This window comes from Caulobacter endophyticus (assembly GCF_029543245.1).
GTDB classification, from domain to species: Bacteria; Pseudomonadota; Alphaproteobacteria; order Caulobacterales; family Caulobacteraceae; genus Caulobacter; species Caulobacter endophyticus_A.
Map to the genome: position 1 here is coordinate 90,646 of NZ_JARQWV010000012.1, position 26,070 is coordinate 116,715.

Genomic DNA, 26,070 nt, shown 5'->3' on the forward strand with positions numbered 1-26,070 from the left:
GCTGGCCCGAGGATAAACTCCGCGACTGAGGGGGAAGTGACAGCGGCGCGTCAGCAGCCGCTTACCCCTCCGGCCCTCTGGGCCACCTCCCCCTTCGGGGGGAGGATTTAGCTTACGACCGCACGATCTCCACGAACTCCTTCAGATGCCGGCGCAGGGCCTCGATCGTGCGCTCGTCGGTCAGGACGCCGTCCTCGATCTTGGTGTGGGCCTGGCCGACCAGCACGTCGCCCTGCGGTTCGGTGCGGGCGCCGGCGCGGCGCAGCGACAGGCGCAGGGCGTCCTGGGCGCGGACGGTCCCGGTGATCCCGGGCGAGGCGCCGACCAGGCAGCACAGCTTGCCGGCCAGCGGCGCGGGCTTGCCGCGCGAGGCCCAGTCGACGGCGTTCTTCAGCACGCCGGTGATGCCGCCGTTGTATTCCGGGCAGGCGATCAGCAGGCCGTCGGCGGCGCGCACGGCCTCTTTCCAGGCGACGGCGGCGGCGGGGTCGCCCTCGGCCTCCAGGTCCTGGTCGAAGAACGGCAGGTCGCGCAGCGAAAACAGGGTGATCGACACGCCGTCGGGCGCCAGCTCCTGCGCGGCGCGGAGGAGGGCGGTGTTGAACGAGCCGGCCCGCAGGCTGCCCGATACGGCGAGGATGTTCATGCGCGACTCCGGAACACTAAAGAGCCGCGACCATGCCCGCCGTCGGGCGGGGCGGACAAGGTTCAGCTGGCGCGGGCGGCCGGGGCGGCGACGGGCAGGGCCAGCAGGCCGGCGACCTGTCCCCACAGGCGGCCGATCTCCTGCGCCGCCGGGCCGGCGGGTTCCCATTCCAGCACCGAGCGGCCTTGGGCGATCGACTGCTGGAAGGCCGCGCGGGCGCGCAGGCCCACCGTGGCCAGCGGCAGGCCGCAGAAGCGCAAGGCCTCGGCCGCCTTCACCACGCTGGCCGGTTCCTGCCCGCCGCGCCTGGCCGGCGCCTGATTGATGACGATCAGGCCGCTCTTGCCCAGGCGTCGCACGGCCTCGGCCGAGCGGGCGACGGCGGCGATGTCGAGAAAGGTCGGCCGGCAGACCAGCAGGCACAGGTCGGCGGTGTTGATGGCGGTGACGACGTCGGCCTCGGGCGAGGCGGGCGTGTCGATCAGCATCAGGTCCACGCGCTCGTGCTCGGCGTGGTAGCGGGCCTGGAACAGCTTGCCCGCGCTGCTTTCCAGCAGGGCCGGGCCGTCGGCCTCGCGGCCGCGCAGCACGTCCGACGCCGAGCGCTGCGGATCGATGTCGGCCAGGATCGTGCGGCAACCGGCCAGATGGGCGGCGATCGACAGGTTGACGGATAGAGTGGTTTTGCCCGCGCCCCCCTTGCGCGAGATGACGGCCAAGGTCTTCACGTACGTTTCCTCACCAAGCGCCCGCGTCCCCCTGCAGGCCTGTGGATAACTAGCGTCGCTCTACGACGTTATCGCAACGTAAATAACGTGGCGGGTGAAACCGGCCGCCGGCGCCCGCCTGAACGGCGAACTTTGGCGCCGAATGCGCAACGGTCACGCTTTTGACGCCATCGGGGCGCTTGACCCGGCGATAGCCATGCGCGAGGCAGGGGCCGTGATCATCCGCCGTCTCATCGATTTCTTCACCAACATGGACGCCCGCGCCTGGCGCGCGGTGGCCGTCTCCTTCGTGCTGTTCGGCGGGGTGGGGATCGTCTTCCTGTTCGGCGCCCAGCTTCTGGGCCTCGACGGCGAGACCACGGTCGAGCACTGGCTGAGCGCCGCGCACGGTCCCTGGGCCTTGCCGGTGGCGGTCGGCGCCTTCGCGGCCCTGGCCTTCGTGGGCGTTCCGCAGTTCGTGCTGATCGCCGCGGCGGTGGTCGCCTTTGGCCCATGGACCGGATTCGCCTACAGCTGGATCGGCACCCTGGTGTCGTCGATGGTCGGTTTCTGGGTCGGCCGGGCGTTCGGCGGCAAAATGCTGGCCAGCCTGCCCAGCGACGGCGTGCACAAGTTCATGAAACTGATCGGCAAGAACGGCTTCATGGCCAGCCTGATCGTGCGCCTAGTGCCGTCCGCGCCGTTCATCGTCGTCAACATGGCCGCCGGCGTCACGCCCATGAAGGTGCGCGACTTCATCGCCGGCACGGCCATCGGCATCATCCCGAAGATCGCCCTGACCGCCTTCGCCGGCAACACCATCGTCCAGGCGATGCGGGGCGGGGGCGTGCAGCACATCGTCCTGCTGGTCGTGGCGGCCGCGATCTGGATCGGTGCGGGTTGGGTCGCCCGCAATTGGCTGAAGGCCAAGGAAGAACAAGCCGACCAATAATCGGCTTTGGGGCATTTATTGCCCTTCTCGCGGCGAATTGACCGCGTTGTGAGCAAACGGCTTGCTGGATTTGGCGTGGTTGGGTAATACAACCGCATGTGCCGCGAACGCGACAACCTTCTTCTCCTTGCGCTGGGGCTTAGCCGCCCCTGGGCGTCCGTCTAGCCGCGCGTACGTATCGTCGCGGCCGGTCGCTCAGGGGACAACCGCCCTTCAGCCCTCCGGACCTCGCGAAAGACACCCCCATGACCGCCCCCATTTCGCCCGTCGCCGCTGACTCCAAGATCGGGTCGGGCCGCGACAACGTCGTCATCTTCGACACCACCATGCGCGACGGCGAGCAGTCGCCCGGCGCCTCGATGTCGCTGGAAGAAAAGCTGGAGCTGGCCAAGATCCTCGAGGAGATGGGGGTCGACATCATCGAGGCAGGCTTCCCGATCGCCTCGAACGGCGACTTCCAGTCGGTCAACGAGATCGCCAAGATCGTCAAGAACAGCACGATCGCCGGCCTGTGCCGCGCCCACCAGGTCGATATCGACCGCTGCGCCGAGGCCCTGAAGCCCACCCAGCGCGGCCGCATCCACGTGGTGATCGCCACCTCCGACCTGCACATGAAGCACAAGCTGCAGATGGAGCCGGACGCCGTCATCGACGTCATCGCCCGCTCGGTGACCCACGCCCGCAATCTGCGCGACGACGTCGAGTGGTCGGCCGAGGACGCCACCCGCAGCGACCGCCAGTTCCTGCGCCGCGCCATCGAGACCGCCATCAAGGCCGGCGCCACGACGATCAACCTGCCCGACACGGTCGGCTACACCTATCCGTCGGAATACGCCGACCTGTTTGATTGGATGACTAAGAACGTCGAGGGCGCCGACAAGGTGATCTTCTCGACCCACTGCCACAACGACCTGGGCCTGGCCGTGGCCAACAGCCTGGCCGGCGTGCAGGGCGGCGCCCGCCAGATCGAGTGCGCCATCAATGGCCTGGGCGAGCGCGCCGGCAACGCCGCGCTGGAAGAGGTGGTGATGGCCCTGAAGGTGCGCGGCGACAAGCTGCCCTTCCAGACCGGCATCGACACCACCCACATCACCCGCGCCAGCCGCTATGTATCGGCCATCACCGGCTTCCCGGTGCAGTACAACAAGGCCATCGTCGGCAAGAACGCCTTCGCGCACGAGAGCGGCATCCACCAGGACGGCATGCTCAAGAACCGCGAGACCTACGAGATCATGACCCCGGAGTCGGTCGGCCAGGCGCCGTCCAGCCTGGTCATGGGCAAGCACTCGGGCAGCCACGCCTTCCGCGCCAAGCTGAAGGACCTGGGCTACGAGCTGGGCCAGAACGCCCTGAAGGAGGCCTTCGGCCGCTTCAAGGACCTGGCCGACCGCAAGAAGCACGTCTACGACGACGACATCATCGCCCTGGTCGACGACGCCCTGGCGCGCGGCTCGGAAAAGATCCGCGTCTCGCACCTGCGGGTGGTGGCCGGCACGGAAGGCCAGTCGGCCGAGCTGACCCTGGACGTCGACGGCCAGGCCAAGAGCGCCGAGGCCTCGGGCGATGGTCCGGTGGACGCGGTGTTCAACGCCATCCACAAGATCGTGCCGCACAGCGCCGCCCTGCGCCTGTTCCAGGTGCACGCGGTCACCGAAGGCACCGACGCCCAGGCTCAGGTCTCGGTGCGTCTGGAAGAGGACGGCCGCATCGCCACCGGCGCGGCCGCCGACACCGACACCCTGACCGCCTCGGCCAAGGCGTATGTGAACGCCCTCAACAACCTTTTCGCGCGCAAGGAAAAGAGCGCGCCGGCGGCCATCGCCAGCGGCTTCTGATCCGGTCCTGAAACGACATCGCCCGGGCGAACCGGGCGATGCGTTGCGGACGGAGCGGTGGTCGGGGAGGCGGTCTCAAGCCGCCTTGCGCCAGCCCCAGCGACGCGTGGCCAGGATTTCGGCGGCCAAATGCGCCTGCGGCTGCACATCGAGACCCAGCCGGGCCAGGCCCTCGCACAGCGACTGGCGCTGCTCGGCGTCGATGACGGCGCCGACGTCGATCACCATCACCCCGCCCGGGCGCAGAAGGCCGATGGTCGAGGCCGCGGTCGCACGCACGTCGTCGGCCGTGGGGCAGCCCACGACCAGCAGCACGTCGCTGCGTTCGTCGGCGGCCGCGCAGGTGGCCCGGCGGGCGATTTCCACGCGCTGGTAACCGCGCCGCCACAGCTGTCCCATGGCCTCGGGGGCGTCCGGTCCGGTCACCGCCACGAAGCACAGCGGCGTGGCCTGGGCCAGTTCCAGCATACGGTCGAGCGTCGGATCGATCCCGTCGGTCGGGACGCCCAGCAGAAACTGAGCGGCTTGACGGAGCGGATGGAGAGACATGGTGAACGCCTTGTTAGGAAACGCAGCTTATGTGCGCCAACCCCGCTGTTCTGACGCCGCCCCGCGTCAGGGCGCCATTCGTAAACCCGCCGCCGGCGTAAGGGCGGCATAAGGAGCCGATCGATGGGTTCGACCTTGGAAAACAGCGTTGCCTCGCCGCCCCGCTGGCACGAGATCGCCAGGCGCACCATCGAGGCCGGTTTCGACATGTCGTCGGAAGCCCGCATCGGCGAAATGCTCCGCACGCTCGCCGTCGGCCGCAAGGCGCTGCTGGAGATGGGTACGGGCACCGGCTCGGCCACCGCCTGGCTGCTGGACGGCATGGATGAGGACGCGCGCCTGGCCACCGTCGACAACGACCCCAAGGTCCAGGCCGTGGCCCGCGAAGTGCTGGGCGAGGATCCGCGCGTCGACTTCATCACCGAGGACGGCGCGGCCTATCTGGCCGGCCAGAACGACGGCGGCTTCGACCTGATCTTCGCCGACGCCATGCCGGGCAAGTACGAGGGCCTGGAAGACGCCCTGCGCCTACTGCAGGTGGGTGGCGTCTACGTGGTCGACGACATGTCGCCCCAGCCGAACTGGCCCGAGGGCCATCAGGCCCGGGTCGACGACCTGGTGCTGCGCCTGGCTGGCGATCCGCGCTTCGCGATCGTCGGCATGGACTGGGCCTCGGGCGTGCTGGTGGCGGCCAAGAGAGCGGCATGATCTGGATCCCCATCACCATCGCCGCCGCGGCCCTGCAGGTCGCCCGCAACGCGGCGCAGCGCTCGGTGATGGGCGGGGCGGGCCCCTGGGGCGCCACCCTCGTACGGTTTCTGTTCGGCCTGCCGTTCGCGATCGTCTTCGCCGGGATCGCGTTCCTGGTCACCAAGGACCCGCAGGCCAACCTGACCGGCCGCTTCTGGCTCGGCGCCTTCGCGGGCGCGGGCCTGCAGATGGCGGCCACCGCGGCGCTGCTGGTGGCCATGCAGCGTTCTTCCTTCGCGCTGGGCACGGCCATGCAGCAGAGCGGCCTGCCGTTCGCCCTCGTTTGGGGCGCGCTGCTGTTCGGTGATCGGATCACCGCCATGCAGTGGGGCGGGGGCCTGGTCGCCACCGCCGGCCTGGCGGCCCTCTCGTGGCCGCGGGGCGCGGTCACCCTCAAGCGCGGCGCGGTGTTGGCGGGCCTGGGCTCGGGCGCGATGTTCGCGCTCAGCGCCAACTGCTTCCGCCAGGCCTCGCTGACCTTCGATCCCTCGCACCTGGCCTATTCGGCCTTCGTCACGGTCATGGTCGTCCAGGCCATCCAGTCGGTCGTGCTGACCTCGATCCTCCTGGTGCGCAATCCGGACGCGGTGGTCGCCGTGCTGGCCGCCTGGCGCAAGTCGCTGGGCGCGGGCTTCTGTGGCGCGGCCGCCTCGGGCCTGTGGTTCACCGCCATGGCGCTGTCGCCGGTGGGGCCGGTGAGGGCGGTGGGCGTCGTCGAGATGCCGATGGCGGCACTGGCCGGGCGGCGTCTCTTCGCCGAACGGTTGACGCTGTTTCAGATCCTCGCCGGCGCTGTCACGGCCGTCGGAGTGGTCATGGCCGCGCTCGGCTAGAAATAGACACTTTTGTGCGTTCCCCCTGCCGCCTCGCACACGAGTTTGAAACAGGTGAGAAGGCTTGGCGAATAGACCTTGAAATCAACGCTTTCGCGGTGCAAACGGGCGGCGTCTCCCTCACTCTTCCGGTGGTTGGACGACGGCGCGGCCCGGCGGCGGCGCTCCCGTCGCCACAAGAAGGCGCAAGGCGGGAAGGGACGATGATCCGCGTACGCGGGGAATCATGTTGTCCTCTTCCTGATTTGCAGTAGGAGCCTTTTTCTCGCCTGCTCCTCCGGTCATTCGGCGGAAAGGGCTCCTGCACCGCGGGCTACCCCGTGGTTTTTGACGTCTCGCCCCTTCTACCCCTCAGTCAGGGTTTTCGATGTTCTCTTCCCTCTTCGGCGTCATCTCGAACGACATCGCCATCGACCTGGGCACCGCCAACACCCTGATCTATCAGAAGGGCAAGGGCATCGTGCTGAACGAGCCGTCCGTCGTGGCGCTGCGCAACGTCGGCGGCCGCAAGGTCGTCCACGCCGTGGGCATCGAGGCCAAGCAGATGCTGGGCCGCACCCCGGGCCACATGGAAGCCATCCGCCCGATGCGCGACGGCGTCATCGCCGACTTCGAAGTCGCCGAAGAGATGATCAAGTACTTCATCCGCAAGGTTCACAACCGCAAGGGCTTCGTGAACCCGAAGGTGATCGTGTGCGTGCCGTCGGGCGCCACCGCCGTGGAACGCCGCGCCATCAACGACAGCTGTCTGAACGCCGGCGCTCGCCGCGTTGGCCTGATCGACGAGCCGATGGCCGCCGCCATCGGCGCGGGCCTGCCGATCCACGAGCCGACCGGCTCTATGGTCGTCGACATCGGCGGCGGCACCACCGAGGTGGCCGTGCTGTCGCTGTCGGGCATCGTCTATTCGCGCAGCGTCCGCGTCGGCGGCGACAAGATGGACGAGGCGATCATCAGCTACATGCGTCGCCACCATAACCTGCTGATCGGCGAAACGACCGCCGAGCGCATCAAGAAGGAAATCGGCACCGCCCGCGCTCCGGCCGACGGCGAAGGCCTGTCGATCGACGTCAAGGGCCGCGACCTGATGCAGGGCGTGCCGCGCGAAGTCCGCATCTCGGAAAAGCAGGCCGCCGACGCCCTGGCCGAACCGGTCGGGCAGATCGTCGAAGCCGTGAAGGTGGCCCTGGAAGCCACCCCGCCGGAACTGGCCAGCGACATCGCCGACAAGGGCATCATGCTGACCGGCGGCGGCGCGCTGCTGCGCGGCCTGGACGCCGAGATCCGCGACCACACCGGCCTGCCGGTGACCGTGGCCGACGATCCGCTGTCGTGCGTCGCGCTGGGCTGCGGCAAGGTGCTCGAGCATCCCAAGTGGATGAAGGGCGTCCTGGAATCGACCCTGGCCTAAGCTTCAGTACAATCCGTATCGGCGTCCGGGGGGCGCCAGGAGAATAGTTCGTGCCCTTTCGCGAAGGTCCGCTCGGCGACCTGAAAGTGCCGCTCACCTGGACCGCGGCCGTGGCGCTCATCGTCGCGGTCGTGATCGCGGTGGCCTTCCTCCTGGCCGACCGGCGCGAGACGCTGCAGCAGCAGGCGTACGGCGTCACCCGCCAGACGGTCGACACGGTGTCCAAGCCGGTCAGCGGCGTCATCGCCGCGCCTGGCCGCTGGACCGGGGTCGGCGTCGACGCGGTGCGCAACTACTTCTTCGCCGGCTCCGAGAACGCGCGCCTGAAGGCCGAGCTCAAGGAGATGCGGACCTACCGCGACAAGTACCTGGCCCTCGTCGACGAGAACGAGCGCTACAAGTCGCTGCTGGGCCTGAAGACCGATCCGCCGATCCCGATGGTCGCCGCCCGCGTCGTGGCCGACAGCCGCGGCCCCTTCGCCAACACCCGCCTGGCCGACGCCGGCAAGGAAAAGGGCGTGGTCGTCGGCAATCCGGTGATGAACGAGCGTGGTCTTGTCGGCCGCATCGTCGGCGTCGCGCCCGGCGCCAGCCGCGTGCTGCTGCTGACGGACATCGCCTCGCGCACGCCGGTGATGATCGACCGCACCAACTCGCGCGCCATCCTGACCGGCGACGGCGGCCCCAATCCCAAGCTCGACTACCTGCGTGGTTCCGAGCCGATCCAGGCCGGCGATCGGGTCGTGACCTCGGGCGACGGCGGCGTGGTGCCGCGCGGCCTGCCGGTGGGCGCGGCCGTCAAGGGCCTGGACGGCCGCTGGCGCGTGGTGCTGTTCGCCGACAGCACCTCGATCGACTACATCCGCATCCTGCTGTTCAAGGACTTCGCCCAACTGGCCGACCAGCAGGCCCTGGCCGCCAAGGTGCTGCCGCCGGTGATCACCGAGAACCCCGAGCAGTCGATCCTGGGTCCGGCCCGTCCGGCTACCCCGCCGCCCGCCGCTCCGCCGACGACGGGCGCCGCCCCCGCCACGGCCGCTCCGGCCGCAGCCCGGCCGACCACGTCCGCTCCCGCGCCGGCCGCCACGCGTCCGCCCGTGACGACGAGGCCCTCGACCACCAGCCCGGCGACCACGCCGGCCAGGACGCCGCAATGACCGGCGCCCGGCCCCTCAATCCGGGGCGCTGGCTGGGCGTCCCCATGCTGTTCGTGATCCTGGCGACGATCCTGTTCGCAGCCCCGATCCGCATGTGGGGGCTGCAACTGCCCGAGCCCATCTTCGCCATGGTCCCCGCCTTCGCCTGGGCGGTGATCCGGCCCTCGATCCTGGCCCCGTTCGCCCTGCTGATCCTGGGCCTGTTCCTCGACACCTTCTGGGGCGGTCCGACCGGCCTGTGGGGCCTGTCGCTGCTGGTCGCCTACGCCTGCGTGCTGGCGGGGCGCAACATGCTGACCGGTCAGAGCCGGCCGATGCTGTGGGCCTGGTACGCCGGCGCCTGCGCGCTTTCCATGACCGCCGGCTTCCTGTTCACGATGATGGACAGCCTGGCCATGCCCAGCCTGGTGGCGGTGTTCTGGCAGTTCCTGGCCACGGCGCTGCTGTTCCCGTTCGCGCACCGGCTGATCGATCGCTTCGAAGACGCCGACGTCCGGTTCCGGTGAGGCGATGAGCGAACCGTCGATCTTCTTCTTCGAGGTCAACGAGCGGCAGGGGGTCTTCCACCGCCGCGCGTTCCTGCTCGGCGGCCTGGCCGGCGCTGGCCTGCTGACCCTGACCGGGCGCCTCGCCCAACTGCAGCTGGTCGAAGCCCAGCGCTACCAGAAGCTTTCGGCCGGCAACCAGTTCAACTACCGCCTGGTGCCGCCGCCGCGCGGCCTGATCCTCGACCGCAACGGCGTGGCCCTGGCCTCGAACCGCCCCAACTTCCGCCTGATGGTGATCAAGGAGAAGGGCATGGACGTCGAGGCCACCCTCGACGACCTGGCGACCCTGGTGCCGATCGACGGCACGCGCCGCGCCCGCCTGCTCAAGGACATCAACAACGCCCCGCGCAAGGCGCCGGTCGTGGTGATGGAGGACATGACCTGGGAGGAGTTCTCCCGGATCAACATCCGCGCGCCCGAGCTGCCCAACATCAGCGCCGACATGGGCGAGGTGCGGGTCTATCCGTTCGGCGGCGCCTTCGCCCACGTCATCGGCTATGTCGCCAAGGTTTCCGATCGCGACGTTGAGGCAGCCAAGAAGGATCCGACCCAGGACCAGGAACTGCTGCACAACCCGGGCTTCCGCATCGGTCGCCAGGGCGTGGAGAAGGCCTTCGACCTCGACCTGCGGGGCAGGGCGGGGGCCATCAAGGCCGAGGTCGACGCGCAGGGGCGCGTGGTCAGCCTGGACCCTGCCGGCGACATTCCGGCCACGCCCGGCAAGGAGGTGCGTCTCACCCTCGACGCCGACATCCAGAACCGCGCCCTCGAAGTGATGGGCGAGGAAAGCGGCGCGATCGTCGTTATGGACGTGCGCAACGGCGACTTGCTGGCGATGGTCTCGGCTCCCAGCTTCGACGCCAACCGCTTTGTGAAGGGCCTGTCGGGCGCCGAGTACCGGGCGCTGTCGGAGTACGAGCGCAAGCCGCTGCTCGACAAGGCGATGACCGGCACCTATCCGCCGGGCTCGACCTTCAAGCCGACGGTGGGCCTGGCGGCGCTGGCGGCGGGCATCGATCCGAACATCCGCATCAACTGCCCGGGCAGCTGGTACTACGGCGGCCGCACCTGGCGCTGCTGGCAGAAGGGCGGCCACGGCCCCCAGAACATGCACGACGCCATCAAGAACTCGTGCGACATCTACTTCTACCAGACGGCGCTGAAGATCGGCCCCGACGCCATCGCCACGGCCGCGCGCGGCGTCGGCTTCGGCGAGATCTTCGACATCGGCATTCCCGGCCAGAAGAAGGGCATCGTCCCCGACCGCGAATGGAAGAAGCGGGCCTTCAAGCGCAATCCGGCCAACCAGATCTGGTTTCCGGGCGAGACCCCCAGCTACGGCATCGGCCAGGGCGCGCTGAGCGTCAACGCGCTGCAGCTGGCGGTGATGACTGCGCGCCTGGCCAACGGCCGCAAGGCCCTGAACCCGCGCCTGATCAAGTCGGTCGGCGGCGTCGAGCAACCCAGCGGCGCGGACGTGCCCGACATGCCGTTCTCCAAGGAGCACCTCGACTACGTGCGCGGCGGCATGGCGGCCGTGGCCAATGACGTGCGCGGCACGGCCTATCGCCAGAGCCAGCTGGGCCTGGGTGACGTGCAGATGGCCGGCAAGACCGGTACGGCTCAGGTCCGCAGCTACGACAAGGCCAAGAGCCGCAACAGCGCCTCGGTGCAATGGAAGCTCAAGGACCACAACCTGTTCGTGGCCTTCGCGCCGTATGACGACCCGCGCTACGCCGTGGCGGTGCTGGTCGAGCACGGCGGCCTGGGCGGCGCCACCGCCGGCGCCCCGCGCGCCCGCGAGGTGATGCGCGTGGCCCTGCTGAAGGATCCGGAGATCCGCGCCCGCATCGAAAAGCCCATGCCTCTGCCCGAGGCCCCGGTAGAGACCGCCGACGGCGTCGTCGAAGGCGCCGCGCCGGACGAGCCGGAGGAGGGCGCTCCGCCGCCGCCCGAGGTGACGACCCCGCCCGCCGGAACGCCAGGAGGCCACATATGACCCTCAGCGGCGGCCTCTCCCGGCCCGGCGAACGCGACCGGCCGATCATCAAGTTCATGGAGATCGACTGGACCTTCTGCCTGCTCCTGTGCCTGATCGCGGGCTCCGGGGCGCTGATGCTGTTCTCGATCGCGGGCGCCTCGTGGGAGCCCTGGGCCGACAAGCACCTGCTGCGTTTCGGCCTCTACTTCATCATGATGATCATCCTGGCGATGGTCGATCTGCGGGTCTGGTTCACCCTGGCCTATCCCGTCTACGGGGTGGGCCTCCTGTTGCTGGTGGCTGTGGAGGTGGTCGGCGACGTGTCGCTGGGCGCCCAGCGCTGGCTGTCGATCGGCGGCTTCCGCTTCCAGCCGTCCGAGATCATGAAGATCGGCGTGGTGCTGGCCCTGGCCCGCTACTATCACGGCCTGTCGGCCGACAGCGCCCGGTTCTCCTGGCGGTTGCTGGTCCCGGCGGCGATGATCGGCGCGCCGGTGCTGCTGGTGGCCCACCAGCCCGACCTGGGCACCGCCATGCTGATCGCCATGACGGGCCTGGCCATCGTCGTGCTGGCCGGCCTGTCGTGGCGGGTGATCGCCACCGGCGTCATCGGCGCCCTGGTGGCCATCCCGCCCTTCGTGCTGTTCGTGCTGCACGACTACCAGCGCAAGCGGGTGCTGACCTTCCTCAACCCAGAAGCCGACCAGTCCGGCTCGGGCTATCACATCTACCAGTCGAAGATCGCGCTGGGCTCGGGCGGGCTCTTGGGCAAGGGCTTTGGCCTCGGCTCGCAGAGCCAGCTCAACTTCCTGCCGGAAAAGCAGACCGACTTCATCTTCGCCACCCTGGCCGAGGAGTTCGGCTTCGTCGGCTGCCTGTGGGTGCTGTCGCTGTACGGCATCGTCATCTTCATGGCCCTGCGCATCGCCTCGATCAGCCATAGCCACTTCGGCCGCCTGGCGGCCTCGGGCGTGACGGCGACCTTCGCCCTTTACGTGCTGATCAACGGGGCCATGGTCATGGGCCTGGCGCCGGTGGTGGGCGTGCCCATGCCGATGCTGTCCTACGGCGGCACCGTGATGATGACGGTGATGATCGGCTTTGGCCTGGTGCTGGCCGTGCGGGTGCACCGCTACACCGAAGTCACCAGCGGCAAGGGCTCGCTGATGTAGTCGGTCCGGGCGCGCGGACTTCCTATTTACGCACGTCAATTTGAATGCCAGTCTCCTCTTCCTTGCAGGGGAGGGGACACATGAAGCCTTGGTTGATCCTGGCCGCGACGGCGGCTGTGGCGACGGGTCTGGCCGGCACCGCTCAGGCGGGCACGCCTTATCCGATCAAGATGAAGTGCGCCGTCGGCGGCGAGAGCTTCACCCACACCGGAACGGCCTCCTACAGCACCTGGGGCGCGCGGCCCGACGGCAAGCCCTATGGCAGTTGGGAGTTTCCGATGCCGCTGCCGGAGTGCCCGGGCAACCGCCTGGTCATGTATCGCGACTTCACCAAGCCCGAGCTCAAGCAGCTTTCGGCGCTGCTGGCCTCCGACGCCTACAAGGCCTTGGCCGAGGATTCCTCCTACTATCGCGCCGCCTGGCTGGAACGCTCGCTGAAGGGCGGCGACGATACGCTTTGGCTGGTCCTGCAGGCCAGTTGGCAGGTGGACGGGGATCCCGTCCGCAAGGCCCGCTATCAGCGTGAGTTCGCGCAAGCGGTCGAGGCCGAGCCGGCCAAGCCTGGCGACACCGGCTGGATGGGCAAGCTGGGCCGTGCCGCCAACGCCCGTCGCGAGCTTGGCGAGTTCGACGCCGCCAAGGCCGATCTGGCCAGGCTGGAGATCGATAAGCTTGTCGCAGCGCTGCCGGCTCCGCCCAAGGACGGCGCGCAGGAGCCCGAGGCGGTCGCCGACCAGAGGGGCGTGCTGAGTTACCTGGCCAAGCTGCGCGACGTCGTGAACCGGGGCGACGCTTCGTCCGAGCCGATCGACATGGTCCCGCCGATGGTCGCCGCCCACCAGTGCGTGGACCTGGAGGCCAAGGGCCAGAGCAACGAGGTCTGCAAGGCCGAGCGCGTGGCCAGGAGCATGGAGATGGTGCGCAAGGCGCGGGCCGAACGGGCTGGGGCGGGATCGTAATCCCGCCCACCGGGCCTTCGTCAGTCGATGCCCTCGACCAGTTCCCGCAGATAGGCGACGTGGCCGCGGAAGGCCTTGGCGCCGGTCGCCGTAACGGCCGCGCGGGTGCGGGGGCGCTTGCCCACGTGATCCTTCAGGATCTCGACATAGCCGGCCTTCTCCAGGGCGGTGAGGTGGCTGCCCAGGTTGCCGTCGGTGGCCTGGGTGATCGCCTTCAGGCGCGAGAACTCCGGCGGCTCGCCCTCGCGCTCGGCATAGAGGGCGGCCATGATCTTCAGGCGCAGGGGTTGGTGGATCAGGTCGTCGGCCTGCGCCATGCTCAAGCCCTCGCCAGCCAGACGCCGCTGACGAACATCGCCACGCTGGCGCTGGCCATCCAGAAGGCGAGGGTTTCGGGGAAGGCGTAGAACCCGACCAGGGTCAGGGCGAACATCACCGCGCCGATCCCCAGATAGCGCCCGGCCACGAACACGCCGGCCGCGGCGTAGATCGCCCCTACCATCAGGCCTGGAAAGGCCAGGTAGGCGTTGGGATCGGTAGGGCGCAGCACATAGAAGGTCGACATCACGAAGACGATGGCCACGGCCATGCCGCCGATCATCTTGAGCGATTGGCCGCCGCTCCTGCCGACCGAAGCCTTGGTCGCCCTGTCCGCGGGCCGAGCCAGCACGATGGAGCCGACGGCGCCGATCGTGTCGAGCACCAGCCAGACCCAGCCCCACTGGTGCGAAGGCAAGAGGCCCATGCTGAGATAGCCCAGCATCCAGATCACGCTCCACAGCATCATGATCGGCCCGCCGATGCGGTAGCCGCGCAGGGTGGCGCCCCGGCGGGTGGTTTCCTGTATGTCGGCCAGCGCGGCGGCGGCCTCGGTCTTGCTCAGCACCATCACGTCCTCCATGGAGCTCAAAGTTCTCTGTGGTGCAGAGTGATTGTATGGAGATACTCTGTCAAGCAGAGTTCTCTGGGATTTTCGTCAACGCCCCAGGGCCCCGACCAGCAGGCTGGCCGCCAGCAGCAGCATCACCGCGCCGATGACGAGGTCGAGCACGCGCCAGGCGGCGGGGCGGGAAAACAGCGGGACGAGGAAGCGGGCCCCGAAGCCCAGGGCCGAGAACCAGCAGACGCTGGCCAGAGCCGCGCCGGCCATGAACAGAGGCCGCTCGGCGGCGGGCAGGCTGGCGCCGACCGCGCCCATCAGCATCACCGTATCGATATAGACGTGCGGGTTCAGGAAGGTGAAGGCGGCCGTACCGGCTAGGGCTGCGCCCAGGGTGATGCTTGGCTGATCGGCCAGGGCCAGCGCCTCGGGATTGGCGGCTCGCCGCAGCGCGCCGACGCCGTACCAGGCCAGGAAGGCCGCGCCGCCCAGGCTCAGCGCCACCGACAGTCCCGGAACCAGCGTCAGCACCGCGCCCAGGCCGTTGACCCCGGCGATGATCAGGGTGGCGTCGGCCAGGGCGCAGAACAGCACGATCGGCGCCACGTGCTCGCGCTTCAGCCCCTGGCGCAGGACGAACATGTTCTGCGCGCCGATGGCGACGATCAGGCCGGCGGAGAGAGCGAAGCCTTTTGCGAGGGCGGGGAGGAGGGCGGTGCTCATGGCCGTCTTGATGACGGGAGCGGCCTATGTAGTCTAACTAAGGATGCTAAATCGAAGTTAGGCTGGCTAATGTTGGACTATGCCTCCTTGGCGGCCGTGGCGGCGGTCGCCCGCGAGGGCGCCTTCGACAAGGCGGCCGCCGTGCTGGGCGTCACCCCTTCGGCCGTCTCCCAGCGGGTCAAGGCCCTGGAGGAGCGCCTGGGCGCGGTGCTGCTGACCCGTGGCCAGCCCTGCCGCCCCACCGCCATCGGCGCGCGCCTGTGCGCCCATGTGGAGCAGGTGCGGCTGCTGGAGGGCGACCTGGTCGCCGATCTGCCGCGCCTGGCCGACCTGGCCGAGGGGCCGGCCGTGGTCCGCATCGCTGTCAACGCCGACAGCGTCAGCACCTGGTTCCCGCTCGCCGCGGCGCGCTTCGCCGAGGAGACCGGGGCCATGCTCGACATCGTCATGGACGACGAGGCCCACACCGCCGAGCGGCTGCGCGACGGCGAGGTGCTGGCCGCCGTCACCGCCGATCCGGCGCCGGTGGTCGGCTGCAAGACCTATCCGCTGGGCGCGATCGAGTACCTGGCCACGGCCAGCCCGGCCTTCATGGCCAGGGTCTTTCCGGACGGCTTCGACGCCGAGCGCCTGCGCCATGCGCCGCTGCTGCGCTTCGACCGCCGCGACGGCCTGCAGGCCCGCTGGGCCCAGGAGGCGCTGGGCGCGCGCCCGGAGGGGCCCGTGCACTGGACGCCGGCGACGCAGGGGATGCTCGACATGAACCTGGCGGGCCTCGGCTGGGCGATGACGCCGCGCACGCTGGCCGCGCCGCATCTGGCCTCCGGACGACTGGTCGAACTGCCGCCGGGCCATGCCATCGCGGTCACGCTTTACTGGCAGCGCTCGCGATTGTCGGCGCGCCTGCTGGATCGCCTGACGGCGGCGGTGCGGACGACGGCGGGGGAGGCGCTGGTCGACGTTCCAGTGGAAAGACACTCACCAACCTGAGCGCCCCTTACACCGAGCCTCCCCGCGAAGGCGGGGATCCAAGCCGAGCCTGCGGGTAATCCGCCGCCGCGCCCCATTCTGGATGTCAGCTTGGGTCCCCGCCTTCGCGGGGAAGAATGGCTATTTGATCTTACTTGCTCTTCAGCGCCCGGCCGGTGACGACGGCGCCCAGGCCGTACTTGCCGCGCAGGGCGTCGATGGCCGTCTCGCTCTTCAGCGCCCGGCGCTCGTCGCCGGCGAAGAAGTCGTCGGCCGCGCCGGCGGCGGGGACGAACTCGGTCAGGCCCGCGCCGATCAGACGGTAGGAGCGACCCGGCGGCTCGGCGGCCAGCAGTTCGCGCGCCACCTGGAACAGGGTCTGGGCCGTCTGGGTGGGGACGGGCAGGGTGCGGCGGCGGGTGTGGATCTTGAAGTCGGGGGTGCGCAGCTTCAGCGTCGCCACCCGGCCGGCCACCTCTTCGCGGCGCACCTGCCGGGCCACCTTCTCGCACAGGGGCCACAGCTGGTCTTCCAGGTCCTCGCGGCGGAAGAGGTCGTCGTTGAAGGTGGTCTCGGCGCTGATGGTCTTGCGCACGCTGTCGGGATCCACGGCGCGGGCGTCCTGGCCGTGGGCCAGCCGATGCAGGCGCAGTCCGCCGGTTCCCAGCGCCTGGGCCAGGGTCTTGAGGTCGGCATTGGCGATGTCGCCGACGGTGCGCAGGCCAAGGCCCGCCAGGGTCGAGACCGTCGCGGGCCCCACGCCCGGCAGGATCGACACCGGCTTGGTCGCCAGGAACGCCACAGCCTCAGCCGCGCCGATGGCCGAGAAGCCGCGCGGCTTGTCCAGTTCCGAGGCGATCTTGGCCAGGAACTTGTTGGGGGCCAGGCCGATCGAGACGGTCAGGTTCTGCTCGGCCTCGATCTCTCTCTGCACCTTGGCCAGCATCACCGCCGGCGGCGCGCCGTGCAGGCGCTCGGTGCCGGCCAGGTCGATCCAGGCCTCGTCCAGCGACAGCGGCTGCACAAGCGGCGTCAGGTTCGAGAGGCGGGCCATGATGAGGGCGCTCTCGTGCTTGTACTTGGCGAAGTTGGGCTTCACGACGACGGCGTCGGGACACAGCTGCAATGCCTTGAACATCGGCATGGCCGAGCGCGCGCCGCTCATCCGGGCGATGTAGCAGGCCGTGGTGACCACGCCGCGCTTGCCGCCGCCGACGATTACCGGCTTGTCGCGCAAGGTCGGATCGTCGCGCTTCTCGACCGAGGCGTAGAAGGCGTCGCAGTCCAGGTGCGCCATCGAAAGCGCCCCCAGTTCCTCGTGGAAGACCGTGCGCGGCGAGCCGCACGACGGGCAGCGCGGCGCCTTGCGCTCGCCGGTCCAGAGGCAGTCGCGGCAGAGGGCTTTCATCTGGGGGCCTTCATCGCCCGTCGAGCGCCAGCGCCTCGCGGAGGGCGACCTTGAGGTCGGGCCACAGGTCGATGCGCTTGTGCCGGTCGGGCGCGCTGGGAGCCAGGGGGCGCAGGCGCTGGTCGGCCACCATCTGGAAGCGACTTACGCCAGGGGCGTACTCGGCCACCGATTCGAGTTGCGGCAGCAGGTCGTCGATGAACACGGCGGGCTTCTCGACCCGTCCGGCCAGGTCGGCCGCCGACGGGCCCTTGGGGCCGGAATTGATGATCAGCGGATAGTCGAAGCCGTGAGTCTTCAGCCAGCGGGCGCGAGTCTGGCGGCCGTGCTCCGGCGCGTTGGTCAGGATCACCACGTTGGCGTCCAGCGACAGGTCGGCCAGGGCGTCGGCCGCGCCTTCGGCGGGCAGGAGGTCGTCGCCGCCATCGCGGAAGAAGTCGTTGAACAGGGCCCGGCCGGCGATCAGGTCCAGGTGCTCGGCCTCGCCCGGACGGTAGATGTTCTGGAACAGGGCGAAGCGGTCGACGCGCAGCTCGAAGCCGTGCCGGCCGATGAAAGCGCCGAAGCCGGCCATGAACTGGGCCAGCACTTCGTCGACGTCCACGATGACGAGCGGACGGTGCGCATCCAGCGTGCAGGTCTTGAGGTCTAGAGAGCGGGCGTCCATTTGTGTGCGATCGGTCGTTGGAAACGCGATTAGCGCGGGCTTAAGGATATTCGTGCGATCTGAGGATGAAGAAGCGGCGCGAATCCCTCACGTGTCGCCACGGACCGTATGGTCGGGGTCAGGATGACGAAGAAGGTCCTCATCGTCGAGGATAACGAGCTGAACATGAAGCTCTTTCATGATCTGCTCGAGGCCCAGGGCTACGAGACCCTGCAGACCCGTGAAGGGCTGCAGGCGCTGTCGATCGCCCGTGAACATCGCCCTAACTTGATCCTCATGGACATCCAGCTGCCCGAGATCTCGGGCCTGGAAGTGACCAAGTGGCTGAAAGAGGACGACGATCTGTCACATATACCCGTGGTCGCTGTTACGGCATTTGCGATGAAGGGCGACGAGGAGCGTATTCGCGAGGGCGGCTGCGAGGCCTATATCTCGAAGCCTATCTCGGTGTCGCACTTCCTCGACACCATCCGCCGACTGCTGGAGAGGTAACAGGCCGTGAGCGCGCGAATCCTCGTCGTCGACGACATCGAGGCCAATGTGCGCCTGCTCGAGGCCAAGCTTTCGGCCGAGTATTATCAGGTCTCCTACGCCTATGACGGCCCGACGGCCCTGGCGAAGGCGGCCGAGGAACTGCCCGACATCATCCTGCTGGACGTGATGATGCCCGGCATGGACGGCTTCACCGTCTGCCGCAAGCTCAAGGAAGACGCCGCCACCCGCCATATCCCGGTGGTGCTGGTCACGGCCCTCGATGGCCGCGCCGACCGCATCCAGGGCCTGGAGGCGGGCGCCGCCGACTTCCTCACGAAACCCATAGACGACGTCATGCTGTTCGCCCGCGTGCGCAGCCTGACCCGCCTGAAGATGGTCATTGACGAGCTGCGCCAGCGCGAGGCTTCGGGCCGCCGCATCGGCGTGATCGCCGGCGCCGCCGCCCGCCTTGACGGCATCGGCGGCCGGGTGCTGATCGTCGACGACAACGAACGCCAGGCCCAGCGCGTGGCCACCGAACTGGCGGTCGAGCACCGCCCCGTGGTCGAGACCGATCTGGCCAAGGCCGAAATCAGCGCCGGCGGCCCGGTGGACCTCGTCATCGTCAACGCCGCCGCCCGTGGCTTCGACGGCCTTCGCTTCGCCGCGACGCTGCGTTCCAGCGAGCGCACCCGCCACCTGCCGATCCTGGCCGTGGTCGATCCCGACGACCGCCCGCGGATGGTCAAGGCGCTGGATATCGGCGTCAACGATGTGCTGCCGCGCCCGATCGACCCGCAGGAGCTGGCCGCCCGCGTCCGCACCCAGGTGCGCCGCAAGCGCTACACCGACTATCTGCGCAACAACCTCGACCATTCGCTGGAGCTGGCCGTCACCGATCCGCTGACCGGCCTGCACAACCGCCGCTACATGACCGGCCAGCTGTCGGCCCTGGTCAACCGCGCCACCATGGGCGGCGACCCGGTCTCGGCCCTGCTGATCGACATCGACTACTTCAAGAAGATCAACGACGGCTTCGGCCACGACGTCGGCGACGAGGTGCTGCGCGAGTTCGCCCTGCGCCTGGCCTCTAACGTGCGCGCCATCGACCTGCCTTGCCGCTACGGCGGCGAGGAGTTCACGGTGATCATGCCCGACACCCAGCTGGCCGACGCCGTGCGCATCGCCGAGCGCATCCGCATGCACGTGGCCGGCTCGCCGTTCCGCGTGGCCGGCGGCCAGGAAATGCTGACGGTGACAATCTCGGTCGGCGTCTCGGCCACCACAGGCCCGGGCGACACCCCCGAAGCCCTGCTCAAGCGCGCCGACAGCGGCGTCTACGAAGCCAAGGCCGCCGGCCGCAACGCCGTGGTCTGCAAGGCGGCTTGAGCCGCCTTTTTCTCCGAGCTTTTAGAAACTGCTTCCCTGGGCCTTGTGCCCAGGGGCCATCGCGCCGCCGCTCAGATCGCGGGCGTGCATCTCAGGTCTGAGCGACTGAACCATGGGCCCTAGGCTCGAGGCCTAGGGAGGCGGTGAAGGGGCGGCCTACTTCGCGACCTTGATCTCGAACAGCCACGGCCAGAACTTGCCCGTGACGAAGATCCGATCCGCCTTGGCGTCGTAAGCGATGCCGTTCAGCACGTCGGCGCGGGCGGCTTCCTGCGGCGTCAGCAGGCCCGACAGATCGAGCCGTCCGACCACCTTGCCGGTCTTGGGATCGATGCGGACGATCTGGTCGGTCTGCCAGATGTTGGCCCAGACCTCGCCCTTGATGAATTCCAGCTCGTTGATCTGGTCCACGGGACGGCCATCGTCGGTCACCTTCACCCGGCCGGTTTCCTTCAGGGTCTTGGGATCCAGGAACCGCAGCTCGTCGGTGCCGTCGCTCATGATGATGCGACGGTCGTCCTTGGTCAGGGCCCAGCCTTCGCCGGTGTAGCTGAAGGTCGACTTGACGGCGAAGGTCGCCCGGTCACGAACGAAGCCGATCCCGTTCTGCCAGGTCAGCTGGACGATCTGATCGCCCCAGTCGACGATGCCCTCGCCGAAGTACTTGGGATCAAGGTCGGCCTGCTGCTGCACCGCGCCGGTCTCCAGGTCGACCTTGCGCACCCACGAGCGGCCCTCCAGGCCCGTGCTCTCGTAGAGCTGGCCGTCGCGCACCAGCAGGCCCTCGGTGAAGGCCTGGCGGTCGTGGGGATAGGTGCGGACCACCTCGTAGCTCTGCACCGGCGCGGGCTGGGCGCAGGCGGGCAGGGCGGCGGCCATGACGGAGAAGGCGAGGGCGAGGCGAACGATCACGCGATGAACCTATTCCAGGGACCGGAAAAACAAAAACGCCCGACGTTGCCGCCGGGCGTTTTCGAGAATCGTCGGTGCGACGAGGCGATCTTACTTGATCTTGCCTTCGCGGAATTCGACGTGCTTGCGCACGACCGGGTCGTACTTCTTCAGCACCATCTTTTCGGTCTTGGTGCGGGCGTTCTTCTTGGTGACGTAGAAGAAGCCGGTGTCCGCCGTCGAATTCAGGCGGATCTTGATCGAAGCCGGTTTGGCCATGGTCGTATCCCTGCGGTGGTCGCGCAGGTCTCCGCGCGGTCGAAATGAGAGGCGCGGAACATACGCATGAACGGGCCAAAGTCAATCGGCGCCTGAACATCGTTTGTAGGGGAAGTCGACCGACCGCGCCTTGCCGCCGATTTCGCCCTCGATCCGGCCCAGAAGGCCGTCCTTGCCCTGGCTTTTGTAGATCACCCGCTGGGGAAAGTCGTGAGCGGGGTTTTCGAACACGAGCTCGCCCGGCGCGGCGCTCTTCAGCGGAAAGGCGGCCGGGGCCTGGTTCGAGGGCGTGGCGAAGAAGGTGAGTCGTCCGTCAGTTTCCTGGATTCGGGTGAACTCGAAAGTGCGGACCTTGCCGTCGCGCACCGTGCGGCTCATGCCCAGCATCATGCCGCCGCCGGGCGCCAGCCACTGCTCCTCGACCACGCCGTTGGGCCGGTCCTGCCGCCAGCAGCCGGCCAGGAAGGCGGCCTGGTCGATGGCCGGCGCCGGGGCGGCCTGCAGGGCGAGGAGGAGGGCGAGCATGGTCAGAGCTCCGTCATCACGGCGTTGCCCCGCAGGAAGCGCATGAACGGCGCGGGGCGGTGGGGATCCTTCAGGCGCAGCGCCGACTCGCGCAGCACCATGCGGGTGATGCTGGGCAGGTCGAGGTCGCGGGTCTCGTCGAAGGTGACCCAGGCGATCTCGTCCAGCTCGCCGCAATCTGGCTGGGGCTCGAGGCTCAGCAGGGCGCTGGCCGGGGCCATGAAGAAGCGGGCGTCGAAGCGGCGCGGGCGATAGGGCGGGGTGATGGCGCGGGCCACGAAGGCCAGCGGCGACAGATCGGGCAGGGCGCCCTGGGCCAGGAACGGTCGCCAGGCCCCGGCGCCGGGGCGCGCCTGGGCCGGCTTGGCCAGCAGGAGGCCGGTCTCCTCGAAGGTTTCGCGCACGGCCGCCAGGGCCAGGGCCCGGGCCAGGCGCGCGGGCGAGGGATGACGCGGTTCGGTTGTCAGGCGCGAGGCGACCTGGGGATCAAGCTCGGTGGCCGAGGGCGCGCCATAGTCGCCGCGGTCGACCCGGCCGCCGGGAAACACCCACTTGCTGGCCATGAAGGCGTGGCCGCGATTCCGCCGCCCCATCAGCACCTGCGGAGCGGGACCATCGTCGCGCACCACGATCAGGGTGGCGGCGTGGCGCGGCCTTATCACGCCGGAACTGGGGTCCAGGGCTTCGCCGTCGTCCTTGGAGTCGAATGCAGGCTCGGTCATGGACGAAGCTTAGTCTTCGCAACGGTTCTGCAAAGCCGTTCCTTAGGTAAAGTGCAGTCGCCCTTGACCCGGCCCTTGACCCGGCCTTGGGAACCGCCAAGCTCGCCCGCAAAGTCTTCTCTAGGAGTCGGGAATGGGCGTGCGCGCGAAGGTTTCGGTTCTGGCCCTGATGGCGGCGAGCGCCATCTCCGTCCCCGCTCTGGCCGCGCCGTCCGCGGCCAAGGTCGAGTCGGCGGCCAAGGCGGCCCAGCCCAAGGCGGTGGCCTGGCGGCGCGACGTTCACGAGCATCCCGAACTGGGCAACCAGGAGGTCCGCACCGCCGCCCTGGTGGCCAAGGAGCTGAAGGCGCTGGGTCTGGAGGTCCGCGAGGGCGTCGGCAAGACCGGCGTCGTGGGCGTGCTCAAGGGCGGCAAGCCCGGCAAGGTCGTGGCTCTGCGCGCCGACATGGACGCCCTGCCGGTGCTGGAAAAGACCGGCCTGCCGTTCGCCTCCAAGGCCACGGCGACCTGGGAAGGCAAGACCGTCCCGGTGATGCACGCCTGCGGCCACGACACCCACGTGGCCATGCTGCTGGGCGCGGCCACGGTGCTGGCCGGCATGAAGAACGACATCGCCGGCACGGTGGTCTTCATCTTCCAGCCGGCGGAGGAGGGGCCCCAGGCCGGCGACGAGGGCGGCGCCAAGCTGATGATCGCCGACGGCGCGCTCGACAACCCGAAGGTCGACGCCATCTTCGGCGTCCATATCGGCCCCGGTGACGCCCACGCCCTGAACTATCGCCCGGAAGGCTTCTACGCCGGCGCCGACCGCCTCACCATCACCGTCAAGGGCAAGCAGACCCACGGCGCGCGGCCCTGGGCGGGCATCGACATGGCCAGCATCTCGGCCGACATCGTCCAGGCCCTGAACCAGATCGCCGCCCGCCAGATCGATGTCGGGACCTCGCCGACGGTGCTGACCATCGCCACCATCAACATGGGCGTGCGCAACAACATCATCCCCGAAGACCTGGTGATGAGCGGCACGCTGCGAACCTTCACGCCTGAGCGCAAGGCCGAGGTGATCGCCAAGACCCAGAAGGCCGTGGCCGCCATCGGCGACCGTTATGGCGCCAAGGCCGAGGCGGTGTTCACCCAGCCCTATCCGGTCACCTGGAACGACGCGGCCCTGTCGAAGTGGGTCAAGGCCTCGCTGGAAAAGGCCTCGCCCGGCAAGGTCGACGACCAGGCCGCCCTGGTCACCGGGGCCGAGGACTTTTCCCTCTACGGTCAGAAGGTGCCGGCGGTGTTCGTCCAGCTGGGCGGCCGCAAGGCCGACGTGCCGGCCGCGGGGGCGCCGGCCAATCACTCGCCCTATTTCGACATCGACGAGGCGGTGCTGGAGACGGGGGTCAAGGCCGAGGTGTTCATGGCGCTGGACTATCTGGCGAAGAAGTAAGCTCTCGTTCCTTCTCCCCTTGCGGGAGAAGGTGTCAGCGAAGCTGACGGATGAGGGGTCTCTCAGACCCAAAACACCGCGACGGCTGATCAGCTGACGTGGTGTCTCAGCTCGTGCGACCCCTCACCCGACCTCCTTCGGAGGCCACCCTCTCCCGCAAGGGGAGAGGGGGTCTCGCAATTTCCCACAAAGCGCCTATCTAACCGCCCCATGACCGACGCCGCCCCCCAGATCCTGTCCGACGACCTCGTTTCCGCCTTCCAGATCGAAGGCCTGCCCGTGCGCGGCCGCGTGGTGCGGCTGGGCGAGGCGGTCAACGAGGTGCTGACCCGCCATTCCTATCCCGAGCCCGTGGCCAACCTGCTGGGCGAGGCCTGCGCGCTGGCCGCCCTGGTCGGCTCGAGCCTGAAGTTCGAGGGCCGCCTGATCGTCCAGGCCCAGGGCGACGGCCCGGTGCGCTATGTGGTGGTCGACTACGACACCACCGGCGGCCTGCGCGGCTATTGCCGGTTCGACCCCGACGAAGTCGCGGCGGTTTCGGAAGGTTTCGCCCGTCCGGGCGCCAAGACCCTGCTGGGCGGCGGCGTGTTCATCATGACCCTCGACCAGGGCGCCGACATGGAGCGCTATCAGGGCGTCACCGCCATTGAGGGCGAGAGCCTGGCTTTGTGCGCCGAGCAGTACTTCATGCAGTCGGAACAGATCCCGACCCGCGTGCGCCTGGCCGTCGGCCAGGTCGACACGGGCGAGGGCCTGACCTGGCGCGCCGGCGGCATTCTCATTCAGACCATCGCCGGCGACGAGACGCGCGGCGAGACCAAGGAAGCCTGGAACCACGCCCAGGCGCTGTTCGAGACCACGGGCGAGGACGAGCTGATCGACCCGACCGTGCCGACCACCACCCTGCTGTGGCGCCTGTTCAACGAGGACGGCGTGCGCCTGATCGACGAGAAGCCGCTGCGCGCCTTCTGCCGCTGCTCGGAAGAGCGGATCGGCGTGGTGCTGCAGTCGTTCTCGCCGGAAGAGAAGGCCGAGATGATCGAGCCCGACGGCAAGATCCACGTGACCTGCGAGTACTGCTCGCGCGTCTACGCGCTGGAGCCGGAAGGCGAGGCGTAAGGCAGGAGGAGCCTCCCCCAGAGGGGGAGGTTCTCTAAGCGACTGAAGGGGGCTAGCGCAGCTAGTGCCGCCCTTCCGGCCGTCGGATGACGTATTCGTGCGTCAGGTCCAGATCGAGCCGCACCGAGCCGGCCGGCGGTTCGCCGCCGTCCAGGTGCGGCCGCTCGCCCAGAACCAGATAGGCCTGGGCGTTCGGTTCCACATTGTTGAAACTGATCTTCGAAGAGCCGCCGGGCGGGATCGTCCGCGCCAGGCTGACCGGCCTGCTGGGCGCCTTCTGGAACACCATGACCGTCGAGTTCTGGACGTCGTCGCTCTGGTTGATGAGGGTAAGCTCGTAATCGGCCACGCCGCAACCTCCCTATGTGTTCGCGGTCTGACGCCGCTAGGGGAAGTAAACGCAGAACATCGTTACTTGGCAACGGCGCCTTTCGGCGACGGCGTCAGCCGTAGGTCACGGAAAAGGTTCCGTCCGCGTGCTGGATGACCGTGGCAGTGGTCTGCGCCCGTCCGGCGAAGTCGATTTCGGCCGCGCCGGCGACCAGGCCGGCGTCCATCACCTCGCCTGGCGCATAGTCCCCGACGGCCACATAGTAGGTGTGGATCGGCCGGATGGTGCTGATCGTGTTCGGCAGGGCCGGAAAGGTCATGGTCGGGACCGGGATCGGCGAGGCGGCCATGCGCGCCATCCCCAGGACGTAGCCGTTGCTCGGGGTGAAGTCGGACCCCGTGACGATCGCGAAGCTCCCCGGCGGGGCCGAGCCCGGGCTGGTGACCGAGGTGAAACCGGTGGGAGAGCCGCCGCTGAAGGCGACCGTATCATGGGTCTGGGTGTTGACCAGCGCCACGCCGCCGCTGAGCGTTCGGCCGTTGGCTGGCGGCTCGCTCCAGTAGGCGTAGATGGTCTCGTCGAAGGTGATGCGGTCGAAGCCGCCGTTGGTCACGCTGGGAAAGGTCGCCCAGGCGTTGGTGTAGCCCTGCGGCGAGCCGGCCGCGGCCAGTTCGGGCTGCTGCAGAAACAGCACATAGCTCCTGGCGGCCTGGGACTGGTTCCAGATCTGGATGGTGTAGGACGTCATCGCTCGG

29 protein-coding genes are annotated in these 26,070 nt (G+C 68.8%); 15 read left to right on the forward strand and 14 right to left on the reverse strand.

Annotation, left to right across the window (positions count from 1 at the left end; all coding sequences use genetic code 11):
- Window positions 1-112: 112 nt before the first annotated feature.
- The gene (locus P7A99_RS13185) at window positions 113-646 is read right to left on the reverse strand and encodes an NADPH-dependent FMN reductase (RefSeq protein WP_277794294.1); all 534 of its coding nucleotides are present in this window, start codon (window positions 644-646) and stop codon (window positions 113-115) included.
- A gap of 62 nt (window positions 647-708) precedes the next feature.
- The gene (locus P7A99_RS13190; RefSeq protein ID WP_277794295.1) at window positions 709-1,374 is read right to left on the reverse strand and encodes a ParA family protein; all 666 of its coding nucleotides are present in this window, start codon (window positions 1,372-1,374) and stop codon (window positions 709-711) included.
- A 217-nt stretch (window positions 1,375-1,591) separates the two neighbouring features.
- Between P7A99_RS13190 and P7A99_RS13195 the strand changes: the two genes are divergently transcribed.
- Window positions 1,592-2,305: a TVP38/TMEM64 family protein gene (locus P7A99_RS13195; RefSeq protein WP_277794365.1), complete on the forward strand. Its 714-nt coding sequence runs from the start codon at window positions 1,592-1,594 to the stop codon at window positions 2,303-2,305.
- Window positions 2,306-2,550: 245 nt separating this feature from the next.
- Complete coding sequence (locus P7A99_RS13200) at window positions 2,551-4,140, forward strand: 2-isopropylmalate synthase (RefSeq protein WP_277794296.1); 1,590 nt, start codon at window positions 2,551-2,553, stop codon at window positions 4,138-4,140.
- Between the two features lie 75 nt (window positions 4,141-4,215).
- Here the strand turns inward: P7A99_RS13200 and P7A99_RS13205 are convergent, their stop codons facing one another.
- Window positions 4,216-4,689, reverse strand: coding sequence for a hypothetical protein (locus P7A99_RS13205; protein WP_277794297.1), 474 nt, complete (start codon window positions 4,687-4,689; stop codon window positions 4,216-4,218).
- 123 nt (window positions 4,690-4,812) lie between these two features.
- Between P7A99_RS13205 and P7A99_RS13210 the strand changes: the two genes are divergently transcribed.
- From P7A99_RS13210 to P7A99_RS13245, 8 genes are all read left to right on the forward strand, one after another.
- Window positions 4,813-5,397: an O-methyltransferase gene (locus P7A99_RS13210; RefSeq protein WP_058348482.1), complete on the forward strand. Its 585-nt coding sequence runs from the start codon at window positions 4,813-4,815 to the stop codon at window positions 5,395-5,397.
- On the forward strand, window positions 5,394-6,272 hold the full coding sequence (locus P7A99_RS13215; RefSeq protein ID WP_277794298.1) for a DMT family transporter: 879 nt from the start codon (window positions 5,394-5,396) through the stop codon (window positions 6,270-6,272). Before P7A99_RS13210 ends, P7A99_RS13215 begins: the two co-directional genes overlap by 4 nt.
- Before the next feature lie 367 nt (window positions 6,273-6,639).
- The gene (locus tag P7A99_RS13220; protein WP_010919417.1) at window positions 6,640-7,683 is read left to right on the forward strand and encodes a rod shape-determining protein; all 1,044 of its coding nucleotides are present in this window, start codon (window positions 6,640-6,642) and stop codon (window positions 7,681-7,683) included.
- A 50-nt stretch (window positions 7,684-7,733) separates the two neighbouring features.
- The gene (gene mreC / locus P7A99_RS13225; RefSeq protein ID WP_277794299.1) at window positions 7,734-8,840 is read left to right on the forward strand and encodes a rod shape-determining protein MreC; all 1,107 of its coding nucleotides are present in this window, start codon (window positions 7,734-7,736) and stop codon (window positions 8,838-8,840) included.
- Window positions 8,837-9,346, forward strand: a complete 510-nt coding sequence (locus P7A99_RS13230) for a hypothetical protein (protein WP_277794300.1) — start codon at window positions 8,837-8,839, stop codon at window positions 9,344-9,346. Before mreC ends, P7A99_RS13230 begins: the two co-directional genes overlap by 4 nt.
- 4 nt (window positions 9,347-9,350) lie before the next feature.
- On the forward strand, window positions 9,351-11,387 hold the full coding sequence (gene mrdA, locus P7A99_RS13235; RefSeq protein ID WP_277794301.1) for a penicillin-binding protein 2: 2,037 nt from the start codon (window positions 9,351-9,353) through the stop codon (window positions 11,385-11,387).
- On the forward strand, window positions 11,384-12,541 hold the full coding sequence (gene rodA, locus P7A99_RS13240) for a rod shape-determining protein RodA (RefSeq protein WP_277794302.1): 1,158 nt from the start codon (window positions 11,384-11,386) through the stop codon (window positions 12,539-12,541). The genes mrdA and rodA overlap by 4 nt, the downstream gene beginning before the upstream one ends.
- Window positions 12,542-12,621: 80 nt before the next feature.
- Window positions 12,622-13,500, forward strand: a complete 879-nt coding sequence (locus P7A99_RS13245; protein WP_277794303.1) for a hypothetical protein — start codon at window positions 12,622-12,624, stop codon at window positions 13,498-13,500.
- 20 nt (window positions 13,501-13,520) lie between these two features.
- Here the strand turns inward: P7A99_RS13245 and P7A99_RS13250 are convergent, their stop codons facing one another.
- From P7A99_RS13250 to P7A99_RS13260, 3 genes are all read right to left on the reverse strand, one after another.
- Window positions 13,521-13,817 carry a winged helix-turn-helix domain-containing protein gene (locus tag P7A99_RS13250; protein WP_277794304.1) on the reverse strand — a complete coding sequence of 99 codons (297 nt, stop codon included), beginning with the start codon at window positions 13,815-13,817 and terminating at the stop codon, window positions 13,521-13,523.
- 2 nt (window positions 13,818-13,819) lie between these two features.
- Window positions 13,820-14,389, reverse strand: a complete 570-nt coding sequence (locus tag P7A99_RS13255; protein ID WP_277794305.1) for a hypothetical protein — start codon at window positions 14,387-14,389, stop codon at window positions 13,820-13,822.
- Window positions 14,390-14,476: 87 nt separating this feature from the next.
- On the reverse strand, window positions 14,477-15,103 hold the full coding sequence (locus tag P7A99_RS13260) for a LysE/ArgO family amino acid transporter (RefSeq protein ID WP_277794306.1): 627 nt from the start codon (window positions 15,101-15,103) through the stop codon (window positions 14,477-14,479).
- 69 nt (window positions 15,104-15,172) lie between these two features.
- Between P7A99_RS13260 and P7A99_RS13265 the strand changes: the two genes are divergently transcribed.
- Window positions 15,173-16,093, forward strand: coding sequence for a LysR family transcriptional regulator ArgP (locus P7A99_RS13265; protein WP_277794307.1), 921 nt, complete (start codon window positions 15,173-15,175; stop codon window positions 16,091-16,093).
- Between the two features lie 130 nt (window positions 16,094-16,223).
- Here the strand turns inward: P7A99_RS13265 and P7A99_RS13270 are convergent, their stop codons facing one another.
- Window positions 16,224-17,480, reverse strand: coding sequence for a DNA polymerase IV (locus tag P7A99_RS13270; RefSeq protein ID WP_277794308.1), 1,257 nt, complete (start codon window positions 17,478-17,480; stop codon window positions 16,224-16,226).
- Window positions 17,481-17,490: 10 nt separating this feature from the next.
- Window positions 17,491-18,147, reverse strand: a complete 657-nt coding sequence (locus P7A99_RS13275; protein WP_277794309.1) for a hypothetical protein — start codon at window positions 18,145-18,147, stop codon at window positions 17,491-17,493.
- Between the two features lie 123 nt (window positions 18,148-18,270).
- On the opposite strand from P7A99_RS13275, the gene P7A99_RS13280 reads away from it, so the two are divergent.
- Window positions 18,271-18,639, forward strand: a complete 369-nt coding sequence (locus P7A99_RS13280) for a response regulator (protein WP_101711412.1) — start codon at window positions 18,271-18,273, stop codon at window positions 18,637-18,639.
- A 6-nt stretch (window positions 18,640-18,645) separates the two neighbouring features.
- Window positions 18,646-20,010, forward strand: coding sequence for a PleD family two-component system response regulator (locus tag P7A99_RS13285; protein ID WP_277794310.1), 1,365 nt, complete (start codon window positions 18,646-18,648; stop codon window positions 20,008-20,010).
- 156 nt (window positions 20,011-20,166) lie between these two features.
- Here the strand turns inward: P7A99_RS13285 and P7A99_RS13290 are convergent, their stop codons facing one another.
- From P7A99_RS13290 to P7A99_RS13305, 4 genes are all read right to left on the reverse strand, one after another.
- A complete protein-coding gene (locus P7A99_RS13290; RefSeq protein ID WP_431307674.1) occupies window positions 20,167-20,919 on the reverse strand; it encodes a glutaminyl-peptide cyclotransferase in 753 nt (250 codons plus the stop codon).
- A gap of 93 nt (window positions 20,920-21,012) precedes the next feature.
- A complete protein-coding gene (rpmG, locus tag P7A99_RS13295; RefSeq protein ID WP_004620056.1) occupies window positions 21,013-21,180 on the reverse strand; it encodes a 50S ribosomal protein L33 in 168 nt (55 codons plus the stop codon).
- An 81-nt stretch (window positions 21,181-21,261) separates the two neighbouring features.
- Entirely contained in the window at window positions 21,262-21,705 is a 444-nt protein-coding gene (locus P7A99_RS13300) for a DUF6265 family protein (RefSeq protein ID WP_277794312.1), read from the reverse strand.
- Between the two features lie 2 nt (window positions 21,706-21,707).
- Entirely contained in the window at window positions 21,708-22,427 is a 720-nt protein-coding gene (locus P7A99_RS13305; protein WP_277794313.1) for an NUDIX hydrolase, read from the reverse strand.
- 133 nt (window positions 22,428-22,560) lie between these two features.
- Between P7A99_RS13305 and P7A99_RS13310 the strand changes: the two genes are divergently transcribed.
- Complete coding sequence (locus tag P7A99_RS13310) at window positions 22,561-23,865, forward strand: amidohydrolase (protein WP_431307673.1); 1,305 nt, start codon at window positions 22,561-22,563, stop codon at window positions 23,863-23,865.
- Window positions 23,866-24,075: 210 nt separating this feature from the next.
- The gene (locus P7A99_RS13315) at window positions 24,076-24,984 is read left to right on the forward strand and encodes an Hsp33 family molecular chaperone (protein WP_277794314.1); all 909 of its coding nucleotides are present in this window, start codon (window positions 24,076-24,078) and stop codon (window positions 24,982-24,984) included.
- A gap of 61 nt (window positions 24,985-25,045) precedes the next feature.
- On the opposite strand, the gene P7A99_RS13320 is transcribed toward P7A99_RS13315, so the two are convergent.
- Both P7A99_RS13320 and P7A99_RS13325 read right to left on the reverse strand, forming a co-directional pair.
- Window positions 25,046-25,333, reverse strand: a complete 288-nt coding sequence (locus P7A99_RS13320; protein ID WP_277794315.1) for a hypothetical protein — start codon at window positions 25,331-25,333, stop codon at window positions 25,046-25,048.
- Window positions 25,334-25,427: 94 nt separating this feature from the next.
- On the reverse strand, window positions 25,428-26,063 hold the full coding sequence (locus P7A99_RS13325; RefSeq protein ID WP_277794316.1) for a hypothetical protein: 636 nt from the start codon (window positions 26,061-26,063) through the stop codon (window positions 25,428-25,430).
- Window positions 26,064-26,070: the final 7 nt, after the last annotated feature.

Bases quoted from the DNA above. Each gene is read 5' to 3' on its own strand.
- P7A99_RS13315 (WP_277794314.1), top strand. From the start codon at position 24,076: ATGACCGACGCCGCCCCCCAGATCCTGTCCGACGACCTCGTTTCCGCC.
- P7A99_RS13205 (WP_277794297.1), bottom strand. From the start codon at position 4,689: ATGTCTCTCCATCCGCTCCGTCAAGCCGCTCAGTTTCTGCTGGGCGTC.
- P7A99_RS13280 (WP_101711412.1), top strand. From the start codon at position 18,271: ATGACGAAGAAGGTCCTCATCGTCGAGGATAACGAGCTGAACATGAAG.
- P7A99_RS13245 (WP_277794303.1), top strand. From the start codon at position 12,622: ATGAAGCCTTGGTTGATCCTGGCCGCGACGGCGGCTGTGGCGACGGGT.
- P7A99_RS13215 (WP_277794298.1), top strand. From the start codon at position 5,394: ATGATCTGGATCCCCATCACCATCGCCGCCGCGGCCCTGCAGGTCGCC.
- rodA (WP_277794302.1), top strand. From the start codon at position 11,384: ATGACCCTCAGCGGCGGCCTCTCCCGGCCCGGCGAACGCGACCGGCCG.
- P7A99_RS13230 (WP_277794300.1), top strand. From the start codon at position 8,837: ATGACCGGCGCCCGGCCCCTCAATCCGGGGCGCTGGCTGGGCGTCCCC.
- P7A99_RS13265 (WP_277794307.1), top strand. From the start codon at position 15,173: ATGTTGGACTATGCCTCCTTGGCGGCCGTGGCGGCGGTCGCCCGCGAG.
- rpmG (WP_004620056.1), bottom strand. From the start codon at position 21,180: ATGGCCAAACCGGCTTCGATCAAGATCCGCCTGAATTCGACGGCGGAC.
- P7A99_RS13305 (WP_277794313.1), bottom strand. From the start codon at position 22,427: ATGACCGAGCCTGCATTCGACTCCAAGGACGACGGCGAAGCCCTGGAC.
- P7A99_RS13260 (WP_277794306.1), bottom strand. From the start codon at position 15,103: ATGAGCACCGCCCTCCTCCCCGCCCTCGCAAAAGGCTTCGCTCTCTCC.
- P7A99_RS13325 (WP_277794316.1), bottom strand. From the start codon at position 26,063: ATGACGTCCTACACCATCCAGATCTGGAACCAGTCCCAGGCCGCCAGG.
- P7A99_RS13275 (WP_277794309.1), bottom strand. From the start codon at position 18,147: ATGGACGCCCGCTCTCTAGACCTCAAGACCTGCACGCTGGATGCGCAC.
- P7A99_RS13220 (WP_010919417.1), top strand. From the start codon at position 6,640: ATGTTCTCTTCCCTCTTCGGCGTCATCTCGAACGACATCGCCATCGAC.
- P7A99_RS13185 (WP_277794294.1), bottom strand. From the start codon at position 646: ATGAACATCCTCGCCGTATCGGGCAGCCTGCGGGCCGGCTCGTTCAAC.
- P7A99_RS13200 (WP_277794296.1), top strand. From the start codon at position 2,551: ATGACCGCCCCCATTTCGCCCGTCGCCGCTGACTCCAAGATCGGGTCG.
- P7A99_RS13210 (WP_058348482.1), top strand. From the start codon at position 4,813: ATGGGTTCGACCTTGGAAAACAGCGTTGCCTCGCCGCCCCGCTGGCAC.
- P7A99_RS13250 (WP_277794304.1), bottom strand. From the start codon at position 13,817: ATGGCGCAGGCCGACGACCTGATCCACCAACCCCTGCGCCTGAAGATC.
- mrdA (WP_277794301.1), top strand. From the start codon at position 9,351: ATGAGCGAACCGTCGATCTTCTTCTTCGAGGTCAACGAGCGGCAGGGG.
- P7A99_RS13270 (WP_277794308.1), bottom strand. From the start codon at position 17,480: ATGAAAGCCCTCTGCCGCGACTGCCTCTGGACCGGCGAGCGCAAGGCG.
- P7A99_RS13255 (WP_277794305.1), bottom strand. From the start codon at position 14,389: ATGGTGCTGAGCAAGACCGAGGCCGCCGCCGCGCTGGCCGACATACAG.
- P7A99_RS13300 (WP_277794312.1), bottom strand. From the start codon at position 21,705: ATGCTCGCCCTCCTCCTCGCCCTGCAGGCCGCCCCGGCGCCGGCCATC.
- P7A99_RS13310 (WP_431307673.1), top strand. From the start codon at position 22,561: ATGGGCGTGCGCGCGAAGGTTTCGGTTCTGGCCCTGATGGCGGCGAGC.